Source organism: Bacillus sp. FSL R10-2780 (genome assembly GCF_038006125.1).
GTDB classification, from domain to species: Bacteria; Bacillota; Bacilli; order Bacillales; family Bacillaceae_G; genus Bacillus_A; species Bacillus_A cereus_U.
Genome location: NZ_JBBOUQ010000007.1, coordinates 1 through 10,700, shown reverse-complemented (window position 1 = coordinate 10,700; position 10,700 = coordinate 1). Strand labels below are relative to the sequence as shown.

The following is a 10,700-nucleotide window of genomic DNA, read 5'->3' as shown; positions in this document are numbered from 1 at the left end:
GTAAACTAATATTGAAAAGTTTACATTGGAACTTATAATTGAAATCCAACATACAATGCTATGAGCATTTACATCTTAGTTTTAGTCGGTCAATAAGAAAAACCACAGCAATCGCTGTGGTTTTTCTTATTGACGAAACTGAAAGTAAACTTCTATTCAAAAGTTTACTTTCAAATTAGAAGGGGATAGCCTCTATAAATCAAATGTTATTAAAAAAACAATAGAATGCAGAAAAAATGTATTTTTATAGGATATCAAGAAAAAAGAACAAGTATATATTGTATTATATTCCTCATAGAATAGAACTCCTTATAAAAAAATACCCCTAATATTTTAATATTAGGGGTATTTTCGAGAAAAAATCTCTCGAAAACCTCTACCTTTTTCTGCTTCGCTTCACCCCAGCCATTGCACTTACACCCAAAAACAAGAGGGAACAACTAAAAACCACTAATAATTAAAAAACTTTTTACATAACAATTTAATCCATTGAAGAAAACTACGCGAGGGCATTTTCTTCAATGAGTATTCCATTTGAGGTCTAATCAATTTATTAAATGAGATTTTGGGGTATACATTGATGAACACCAGAATTTCTTAATGAGTTAAATAAAGCTGCACTGATGATTAATATAACAATTTCATCAGTTCCATCTTCTAACTCATAGATTGCCCAGTATGCATTATCAACTGTAAAAATACATTTTCGTTCTAAGTGAAATCCAGGTGGTACAGTTGGAAGTGTAATAACCGGTTCACATACGTTTGTATCTCCTTCATCTCTGATGAATTCGAAAGTTTGCTGGTCAATTTCATAAATATTAAGTGGATCAAGCTCTACACCTTTATCTGGAACTTCAATTTCATCTTCAACTAATAGGAAAAAGCGTTCGTTTCGAAAATTGAAAAGACATCTTGCCCCAATTTCAAATGTTGCCATTTTATATTCGCCTCCTTTGCAATTCTTTTATAGATTCAAAGTCGCGTTTACATAATATGCTAGATTAATAAATCTGGTTACAGCTCGTATCTACATAAATTACTAACTTAGTAATTTATGTAGTCTCTCGGCTTGTCTGAGAGATACATAACAAATTTAAGTGATGTTGGTTTTATAGAAAAAAGAGAGCAAAATGAAAGCGATCAGTAGAGGCGATTGCGTGTGTTGGTCAATCAAAACGGACCTAGCGAAGCGAAGGGAGTATTTGACTTGACCAACTGGACTACACCCGAACCCTCTTGGCACTGAACAAACAACCGTTTGTTCCTGCCAACCGGCGAGGGAGCCCCTCAAGGATTGAGGGGTTGGGGAGTTTGATTGAGGGGGTCTGGGGAAGAGTTCCCCGGTGGGTTTGGGCAACGCCCAAGGTTTTGTTTTGCCACGTAACACGTGGCTCGGCAGAGCCGAAGAGCGTCGCAGACCCCTATCTGTTTTGATGCGATAGCGTCAAAACACGTATAGGGTTACGTCAATTGACTCCATTTCGTCGCCTTGCTAGACTTATGGTATCAATTAATCTAGGGAAAGTGGTGGCACTTTATGTTGGGGTCTATCTCATTTAATCAATCTCACCAAAGTTCATTGAGCCATAATAACAGAGAAAACATGCATGGTAATCCTGGCATCGATCCATCAAGGTTAGACGAGAATATTTACTTTGTTCAAAAGGACATCCGAAGTGTATACAAGGATGTCTTTCAAGAAGCGGTCGATAAGTATAATGAGAAACAAAAACGGAATGACCGTAAGATTGATGATTATTATGACAAAATACATAAAGACGATAAGACACATGAGCAACGAGAATTGGTTGTAGCGGTTGGAGAGGGTAAAGACGACCCAAAGTATAGGGGAGCAAAAAAGGAAGCGTTAAAACAGTATGCTGAGGCGTTTCAAAAGCGAAATCCAAATCTAGTAGTTTATAACATGGTTTTACATGATGATGAAGCCAATCCGCATTTACATATTAACTATGTACCGAATTTCGAAAATAGTCGAGGATTAACGAGGCGTGTCGGAATGGATAGAGCTTTGCAACAACAAGGTGTCGAGGGAACGGGAAGAAAGTTAATTGCACATTGGAGAGAATTAGAAACGGCCTATATTGAGCAATTGGCTAAAGAACACATTCCGAATTTTGAACGTGCTAATGTAGGTTCACATAAGTACATGAAAGTCCGTCAATACAAGGAATATGCAGAAACAAAATCAATTGTTGAGAATCAAGTACAAGAAAAAGAAACGCAGTTACAAACGATTGATCATCATTTAAAAAATGTTGAAGAGAAAACAAATGAATTACAAGTAGCGAAAAAGAGTTTGGAAAGTGATGTCGTTGATAACTACAAAGAATTAGAGATAGTGAAACAACAAGTAGAGAGTGAAAGTGAAAAGCTGCAGTTAATTGGCCAGCGTCATGTAGAGTTAGAAAAAAGAGTAGAACAAATGCAAATAGAATTAGATAGTGCTACGGATCAAGTACCAAATGAACCTGTTGTGATTCCGTTTTTGCGTAGAGAAGTAATAACACAAGTACAGGATAAAATGATTGGGAAAGCTGAAATCACGAAGAAACAGACAAGAAATTATGTGTTATCACCAGAACAATATCAAGAATTTACAAAACAAGTGAATGCAGCGGTTACTATTAAAAAGGATTATGAGAGTTTGAAAAAGACAGATTTTGTGAAAGAGAATGAGAGTTTAAAAGTGTATGCAGAGGGATGGATGAAAGAGAATCGAACGTTGAAACAAGAAAAAAGTCAGTTACAAAAAGAAGTTGGTGTATTAAATAGAGAAATAAGCTCGTTAAAGGTTCATATAAAGGATTTACAGGCAAACATAAGGGTTTTATATCAACAGACAAAAAAAGTCTTTAAAGAGAAATTTAAGGCGTTTAGGGGGCTTATTAAAGAAAATTTGGATAGAAAGGGAATTAATAATTATTTTGAGAATGAACATAAGAAAGAAATTAATAAACCTAGGGGATTTGATATGGAACGGTAAACCAGGTTATTGAAAACGTGATAGAATGAAAAAAAGAGCCATGCGGGAACATGACTCTTTTCATAGGGTATTCTACGAAAATACCTAGAATTCAATTATCTGATTATAGATTATCATAATTTGATTTATAATCAAATAGCAAAAAATAGGTGTTTTTGTTGATTCCCTCAATTAAGGAGGAATTAACTTAGATATGACAAAAAAAAATATTGATTTTGGACAAGCTGACAAAAAGGCAAAAGAAAGAGATAGTAAAATTAATAGCATTTATGAAAAGCTTGAAGGTAGTGGTGGACTTTCTGAAGAAGAAAGAGTCATTATGCTACAAGTATTAAGTAAAATGTCTGGTGGAGAAGAGTATTTTATAGGGAAGAAGAAAAAACCTACAGATCGGGTGAGATTTGTCCAAATGATTACAGAGAATATTGATTATTTATGTGAAATTGGCTATTTAACTCAACCAGAAAAGGCATTTTTATTTGATATTTCAAGATTTCTAGAATTTAAATCAAATGTCATTGTTGAAAAAAATGAAGAAGATGATATAAAACCGAATACGGCATCTCCTAGTTATTTAGCTAAGAAATTAGGGAAAACAAGGACTTCTATTTCAAAAATAATGAATGAATTGCTTGAAAAAGGGGTTTTAGGAGTTGCAGAAACAGGTGTAATAACTGAAGATGGAAGGACTTGTTCAGCAAGAACTTGGTTTGTTAACCCCAATATATTATGTAATTCACCTAAAGATGATATTGATAGAGCAACTCAACAAATTTTTTCAAAAGCGCTACGCAATATCAAAATTGAAGGTAATAAGAAAAAACATAAACTACCAATTTATTTATTTTAGATGTCGATTTTATATTGACATCTTTTTTTATGTGTGTTTTTACATTTTTTAGGTGTTAAAAAAAATTAACACAGGTGTTAAAAAAAATTAACACCTCATGTCTTATAAACCCTTGATATTACTGACTTTCTTCACTTTGCTCTTCTCACTCTTATATATATAGCTAAAAGTTCCGCAAGGAACGGGTCGTATTTTTGAGAAAAACACTCAAAAATCTCCACCCTCACAATAAAAAAAGTCGGTTCGTTAATCCTCACCTAAAAGCTAATGCTTTTTCTTTTTTATTGTGTCCTTGCAAAACTTTTTTCGGCTCGATATGCTTTTTTCGCCAAGCCGACAGACAAAACGCAAGATAATGGTTATCGACTTGGATAAGCAAGTATACGAGCCGAATCGCTTAGATTAAACGTTCAAGAATTGTTCTTATTCAATATGTTGATACGTTTAATACGTGGGGTTTCGCCCCCACACGACGAGCCAGCACTCTAGCCAAAACGCAATTTTTAGATTAAAGATAAAGAAGAGATTTTTGGTGTTTATTTATAGTATTTCTAATTATTATTTGTTAATATAGATAATCGGATATCAAAAACATAATATAGTAATAGTTAGGATGGTATTAAGAATTGAAAAGAACAGCTGAATTTGTACTTGGTTTAATTGGTGGTATTTTTGGGGTTATAGGTTCTGTGATTGTAATGTCTTTAGCTATATATGGTATGGAAGGTTACACTGACAATGCCCTTTTAACTTATATTTCTATTGTATTAATTATTGAAATAGGACTGTTAGTTTTAGCATGTTTGGTAAATAAGGTTAACAATATAGTCTATGGGGTTTGTATGATAATACTTCCATTAGTAACATTATTTATGTCAGTATTCACTTTAATAATTCCAGTAATTCTACAAATTATTTCGGGTGCAATTGCATTTCGAACTTTAAAACAAAAATAGAATTATATGGGGTACCGCCAGCATTTCGGAAAAAAACAACGCTAAGCAAAAAATATAATAAGCTGTCCATACGGACAGCTTATTTACATAATTTTCGTTATCGGTAGTTAATTAAATAAATTATGATAGATCCCATCACAATATCACCGCCTATAGTTAGGGGAGCAGCTTATCGTTATTCATATTTCTCTGACTGTATTCTTTATTTATCAGAGTCTTTTAATATAGTCCTTTCTTTAGGAGGGAAGAATCAAGCTAGCCACAACTCCTGCATGGTCAGAAGGCCATAGTGCCGTTGGTGTACGATCATCTTGCTCTTCTCCTACAACGTCCACTTTTTTAACTTTGAAATCGCCTCGAAAGAGAATTAAGTCTATTCTAACAAATAGTTGCGAGATCAAATTTAATACATCAGCATCTTGGCAACATGTTAATCCATTGTCTTTTCCTGCGATAGTCCATGTATCTTTAAATCCAGCATTTATCAAAAGGTTGTAAGATGGACCACTGCCGTCAGAATTTGAGTTGAAATCCCCTATGAATACTAGGGAAAGATCAGTCGCTCCCGGGCCAGTTAAAAGTTCGCGAGCTTGAGCGAGTTGTATTGGAAGTGTTTGGGGGATTTCAGGTATAACGGGTTGTAAATGAGTATTTACGAGTCTAAATTTCTTTCCGGATATTTTGACATCAACAGATATAAAACCAAACAGGAGTTTTTCAACATTACCGCCAACTGGAACGGGAAGAAAAGCTTCAAAAATCTTTGTTTGTATATTTGAGAAATTAAGTCCTGAATTTTTTCGCACCAAAATCGCATCTCGATCTACAAATCGAACGTTGAAGCCGGTGCTACTAGGTAACGTAACATCCGTAGTGTCTACTATTGCTAAAACTTCATAATGCAATCCTCTTTTTTCTAACTCCTTGAGAAGGATCGAAACAAAATCATACTCTACTGCTACTTCAGAATTTTGAGGTAACAAAAGTTGCCATATTACTGCTTCTTGAAGACCTATTATATCTGGTTTTTTTCTTGCAATTTGATCAGCAATAGCCCCTGCTCGTACCGGAAAATTTGTTGCTTGAAACAGTCTAAAGACCTCAGTAACACGTTGTGGGATTTGCTCTGGAGTGGTTCCTACTAAAGGCGATAAGATAGTTCCAAAATAGATGTTCCATGTCATGATCGTTAGTGGTCCTTGGGGTTCTGGGATCGGAGGGACAGCAGGTGGAAAAGCAGGAAAAATTCTATGACAGCATCTTTGTTTTGAAAAATATGAGTTCAAAACAATTCATCTCCTTTTTTTCGAAATTTAATATAATTATCTATATTCGAATCTAGTACTTTGGCTTGTATGCTTGTTTACGCTCATCTAATAAAATTCATGATGTATATCTTATACATGATCGGTTAACATAACGTATCATTATCGGTAGTAAGGATAAAGGAGGAATCCTTGTTTTTATGGGGTTCTTTTTTCTTTTCTAGTAAAATTGATATGCATGATTTTATACATGGTTGATATAGTGGGGATCCGGAGGATCTTTGTTATTCTTTTTTTGCATAAAATCTTGTATAAATAAAAAAGATTTTGATGTTATTATCGAGAAGTAATACATATCAGTGTTAAAATCGGAATGTATTTCGAAATCAAATCGTTTTTAAAATCGATTGTCATATCGGTTGCAAGTGCATTCCGATTTTGATTGGAATGTTGATTTAATTGTGTTTTGTGCGTGGAAAACGTATTCCGTTTTTGGGGGAGGAATGAAAAATGGAACTAAAATCGGAAATGCATACACCGAAAATTGTTGCGGATCTTTTAGGGGTCACACCCGATTTACTAAAGGTATGGTCAAACGAATTTAACATACAAACGGAGCGAAGCCAGGGAGGGCATCGCAGATACTCGAAGGAAAATATAGAAGAATTAAAAGCAATAAAAGAAAAAATACAGGTGCAAAAATGGTCTTACGATCAAGTTCGGGCATGGCGAAACGGAGAACTTGATTCGTTTGTTTCAAAAGAAGAAAAATCAGAATTAGAAAAGAAATTGAATGAAGTATTAGAAAATCAGCAGTTACAAAATCAATTCAATCAAGCACTCGTTCAAAAATTACAAGAAATTACGAATGAATTGGTTACGACAAAAGAGCATTTAGCGAATACGGAGAAAAAGTTAACTGAAGTAGAAGGTAAAAACAGTGAATTAGAAGTTTTTATAGAGAAGAAGCTAGAGAAGCGAGATCAGTTATTGCTTGAAAACATTAGAGATATGCAGAAGCAAAATCAGAAACAAAAACGGAAAGGTTTTTTCGGTTTGTTTAAAAATTAAATATGATTGATATTTTTGTAGGGTTCTAATGTCGGAAAAAGAAGAATAGAAATATAGCATACATACAATAAGGGAATGCAGTATAGATCAGTCTACAAGCATTTCCTTGCTATAAAAACACCTTGTTCTTTAGCATTTTTTTGTTGTTTTTATGTTGTTTTTTCGTTGTTTTTATGTGATTAAATGGTATTTTTTCCATAATAATGTTGGAAATGTGATTTTAATATGGTAATATATTGGTATTGATTCATTAAAATATCATTAGAGCGGAGGTGTTATATATGGGCGGACTTATTAAAATTGGTGTTAATATTGGTATTAAAATTATCAAAAAAGGTGGCGGTAAAAAGAAATAATAGTTTACTAAGTAATTCTATTATTTTTTTTGGATAATCGTTAAATTTTTATATTTGATAATTGTGTTAAAAGAAGGCAATTATTTATTAATTGTCTTTTTTCGGCATGAAAATAAGTTATAAGTAATAAAAAAAGCAACAATAATCATTGTTGCTTTTCTTACTAATTATTTTTTCTTGATAATTTTAACAACAACTTTAACACCGATTTTAATAGCGATCCCCATTTATAACACCCCTTTTTAAATATTATATAGTTTTATATTTACTTTTTGAAATGTAAAACTAACTTTTTAAATATTAACATATAATGTTGTATATTTGAATAGTTTTTTTCTTTTTTATTACAAAAAAAGAAAAAACTTGAAATAAAACTATAAATTTCTATATTTGTTCCGTATTTCGCTCTATAATGATAAAATGGTATTTTGTGTTTACAAGAATTATATTGTTCTGTTCAAATAGTATTTAAATTAAGCAATTTAAAGGAGTAATCAGAATATGGAAGAGGAAAAAAATTTTTCAATTAAGAAAATGTGGAAGATAACTAATCCTTCTAAAATTCATTTTATCTCAGGATTAGTATTATCTATTGTTTCAAGTGTAATTTCATTGATAATACCTTTATTAATAAAAGATATAATGGATGAACTTTCGAAAGGTATATCTTTTGGTTTAATAAGTCAAATTTCTATTTTATTAATTTTGGAAATAATTTTTTCAGCTTTTTCTCTTTATCTACTATCTAAAGTAGGGGAAGAAATAGTGAAAAACTTGCGTGATAAACTTTGGGAGAAGTTTTTAAAATTACCTGTAAAATATTACAACGATAATAAATCTGGTGAGATGGTAAGTAGAATAACTAGTGATACTACTGCAATAGTGAATATTATTTCATCTGAAATTGTTGATTTAATCACGAGTTGTATAACATTAATACTTTCTTTAATTATTTTATTTACGTTAGATGTTCCAATGACATTAGTTTTGATTTTAGTAGTACCGATAACCCTTTTTATCGTAATTCCTTTGGGAGAGAAGGTATATGACCTTTCTTTTCAAGAACAAAATAAAATGTCTCAGTTGACGGCTTATTTATCACAGACTCTTTCTGAAATAAAGCTTGTGAAATCTTATAATACTGAATTGAAAGAAGCGGGAAATGGAAAAAAACATTTTGAGTTTCTTTATAAGAATGGAATAAAGAGGGCTAAAATTAATTCTATATTAACTCCAGTTTTAGGAACATTTACTACTTTAGTTTTAATTGGTGTAATAGGTTTTGGTGCCTGGAGGGTAGATCAAGGTCTTATTAGTTCTGGTGAGTTAGTAGCATTTTTATTGTATTTGTTTCAAATTATGTCTCCTTTTATACAAATGAATCATTTTTTAACGAGTTTTCAAGAGGCAAAAGGATCTATGAAAAGATTATTTGACATTTTAGAAGAAGAAGAGGAAGTTCAAGTTGTTACTAAAACATGTATTGGATCCCCAACACAATTAGAGTTTAAAGATGTTTCGTTTGGATATGATGAAAAAGAGAATGTTATTGAAGATATTTCTTTTAAAATTAAGAAAGGATCTTTAACAGCACTAGTTGGACCAAGTGGTTCTGGAAAAAGTACCGTATTTTCGTTAATAGAAAGATTTTATGATCCAACTAATGGAGATATTTTATTAGATGACGTATCTTATAAAAATATACATGTAGAAGAATGGAGACAGAAATTTAGTTATGTTTCGCAAGATACTCCAATTTTTTCAGGTACAGTTAGAGATAATATTTTATATGGAAAAAATGATAAGGTTACAGATGATAAATTGATAGAAATTGCAAAATTTGCAAATGCACATGAATTTATTGTTGGTTTATCGGATGGTTATAATACGCAGGTAGGAGAAAGAGGTAATCAACTTTCAGGTGGACAAAAACAACGTATTGCTATAGCTAGAGCTTTAATGCGTGATGCTGATTTTCTGTTATTAGATGAGGCTACAGCAAATCTAGATTCTGATTCAGAAAAGCAAGTACAAAAGGCTATAAATACATTAATTCATAAACAAACAACTTTTGTAATAGCACATAGGTTGTCTACTATTGTAGATGCTGATCAAATTATTGTATTAGAGGATGGTAGAATTACAGGTTTTGGAACGCATGATGAGTTATTAAGTAATCATGAGTATTATCAAAAAGTTATTAAACAGCAATTTGAAAGACAATAATTTATAAATTATTTCAGAGTAAAAAAAGAGCAAGTGTTTGCTCTTTTTTTAGTTAATTTTATATATTATTACTATTAAACAGATAATAATTATTAATCCTATATTACCACCTATTTTAAATTCGTATTTTTTTTTTGTATTTCTATTTTCTTTTAAAATTTGAATTTCTTTTTCTAACTTTTCTATATAAATCTTTTGTTCTTTTATTTCATTTGCATGTTGAGTTTCAATATTATGATTCATGTTATATTATCTCCTTTTGTAAATTGATACATACAGATTTTATTATATCAAATATAAAATGTATCTAGAATATTGTCTTTCTCTTCTTTATTGATTCCAATGTATTTGAGTGTAATTTGTGGTGTGCTGTGATTTAGTATTTCTTGCAACATAGCGACATCTTTTGTTTGTCTATAGAACCAATAACCGAAGGTTTTGCGCATGGTGTGGGTCCCAATAGATTCTATACCGGCAAAGTCTCCGGCTTTTTGTAATTGTCGATAAGCCTGGATTTTACTAATGGGTTTGTCTCCTTTTCGAGAAGGAAATAACCAGGTGTTTTCTAGTGTTTGGGTATACGAATAGATCTCATCAAAAATAGAAGTAAGATTAATCATGCGTTCTTTCTTTGTTTTTCCCTCTTTAATTTTGAATTCTTTCCTCTTTTTTCGTTTTAGATTTACTATTGTTTGTGTTTCAAGTTGAAGTAGATCACTTACACGTAATCCTGTATGAATGCCAATTAGAAATAGGATATAGTCTCGTTCGGAACAATGACGTTTGAGGGCCCATTTCATATCTTCGATCTGTTCTTTTGTTCGGATAGGTTGGACATCAATGAGATGTGGTTTTTTGTTCATGGGTTTTGACCTCTTTATTTATAGTTTTTTGAATGTATACTTTTGTTATATAAATTGAGGATATCAGGAGAATTGTTAAGAAGTCAATGTTTAAGGGAATTCGAAA

At 31.9% G+C, this 10,700-nt stretch carries 9 protein-coding genes; 5 read left to right on the top strand and 4 right to left on the bottom strand.

The features are described from left to right. Nucleotides 1-553 precede the first annotated feature (553 nt). A complete protein-coding gene (locus tag NSQ47_RS28100; protein WP_098889154.1) occupies nucleotides 554-940 on the bottom strand; it encodes a spore coat protein in 387 nt (128 codons plus the stop codon). 600 nt (nucleotides 941-1,540) lie between these two features. On the opposite strand from NSQ47_RS28100, the gene NSQ47_RS28095 reads away from it, so the two are divergent. The 3 genes from NSQ47_RS28095 (at nucleotide 1,541) to NSQ47_RS28085 (ending at nucleotide 4,813) form a co-directional block, all read left to right on the top strand. Then, nucleotides 1,541-3,007, top strand: coding sequence for a plasmid recombination protein (locus NSQ47_RS28095; protein WP_341039066.1), 1,467 nt, complete (start codon nucleotides 1,541-1,543; stop codon nucleotides 3,005-3,007). Between the two features lie 193 nt (nucleotides 3,008-3,200). Next, the gene (locus tag NSQ47_RS28090) at nucleotides 3,201-3,857 is read left to right on the top strand and encodes a MarR family transcriptional regulator (RefSeq protein WP_071151408.1); all 657 of its coding nucleotides are present in this window, start codon (nucleotides 3,201-3,203) and stop codon (nucleotides 3,855-3,857) included. Nucleotides 3,858-4,483: 626 nt separating this feature from the next. After that, nucleotides 4,484-4,813, top strand: coding sequence for a DUF4064 domain-containing protein (locus tag NSQ47_RS28085; protein WP_098080061.1), 330 nt, complete (start codon nucleotides 4,484-4,486; stop codon nucleotides 4,811-4,813). A 236-nt stretch (nucleotides 4,814-5,049) separates the two neighbouring features. Here the strand turns inward: NSQ47_RS28085 and NSQ47_RS28080 are convergent, their stop codons facing one another. Next, the gene (locus NSQ47_RS28080) at nucleotides 5,050-6,099 is read right to left on the bottom strand and encodes an endonuclease/exonuclease/phosphatase family protein (protein ID WP_341039062.1); all 1,050 of its coding nucleotides are present in this window, start codon (nucleotides 6,097-6,099) and stop codon (nucleotides 5,050-5,052) included. A 489-nt stretch (nucleotides 6,100-6,588) separates the two neighbouring features. On the opposite strand from NSQ47_RS28080, the gene NSQ47_RS28075 reads away from it, so the two are divergent. Both NSQ47_RS28075 and NSQ47_RS28070 read left to right on the top strand, forming a co-directional pair. Next, nucleotides 6,589-7,149: a MerR family transcriptional regulator gene (locus NSQ47_RS28075; protein WP_018783718.1), complete on the top strand. Its 561-nt coding sequence runs from the start codon at nucleotides 6,589-6,591 to the stop codon at nucleotides 7,147-7,149. A gap of 857 nt (nucleotides 7,150-8,006) precedes the next feature. Continuing rightward, nucleotides 8,007-9,731: an ABC transporter ATP-binding protein gene (locus NSQ47_RS28070; RefSeq protein WP_341039057.1), complete on the top strand. Its 1,725-nt coding sequence runs from the start codon at nucleotides 8,007-8,009 to the stop codon at nucleotides 9,729-9,731. Between the two features lie 48 nt (nucleotides 9,732-9,779). Here NSQ47_RS28070 and NSQ47_RS28065 read toward each other — a convergent pair whose 3' ends face one another. Then, the gene (locus tag NSQ47_RS28065) at nucleotides 9,780-9,974 is read right to left on the bottom strand and encodes a hypothetical protein (protein WP_193659187.1); all 195 of its coding nucleotides are present in this window, start codon (nucleotides 9,972-9,974) and stop codon (nucleotides 9,780-9,782) included. 47 nt (nucleotides 9,975-10,021) lie between these two features. Then, the gene (locus NSQ47_RS28060) at nucleotides 10,022-10,594 is read right to left on the bottom strand and encodes a tyrosine-type recombinase/integrase (protein WP_215573201.1); all 573 of its coding nucleotides are present in this window, start codon (nucleotides 10,592-10,594) and stop codon (nucleotides 10,022-10,024) included. Nucleotides 10,595-10,700: the final 106 nt, after the last annotated feature.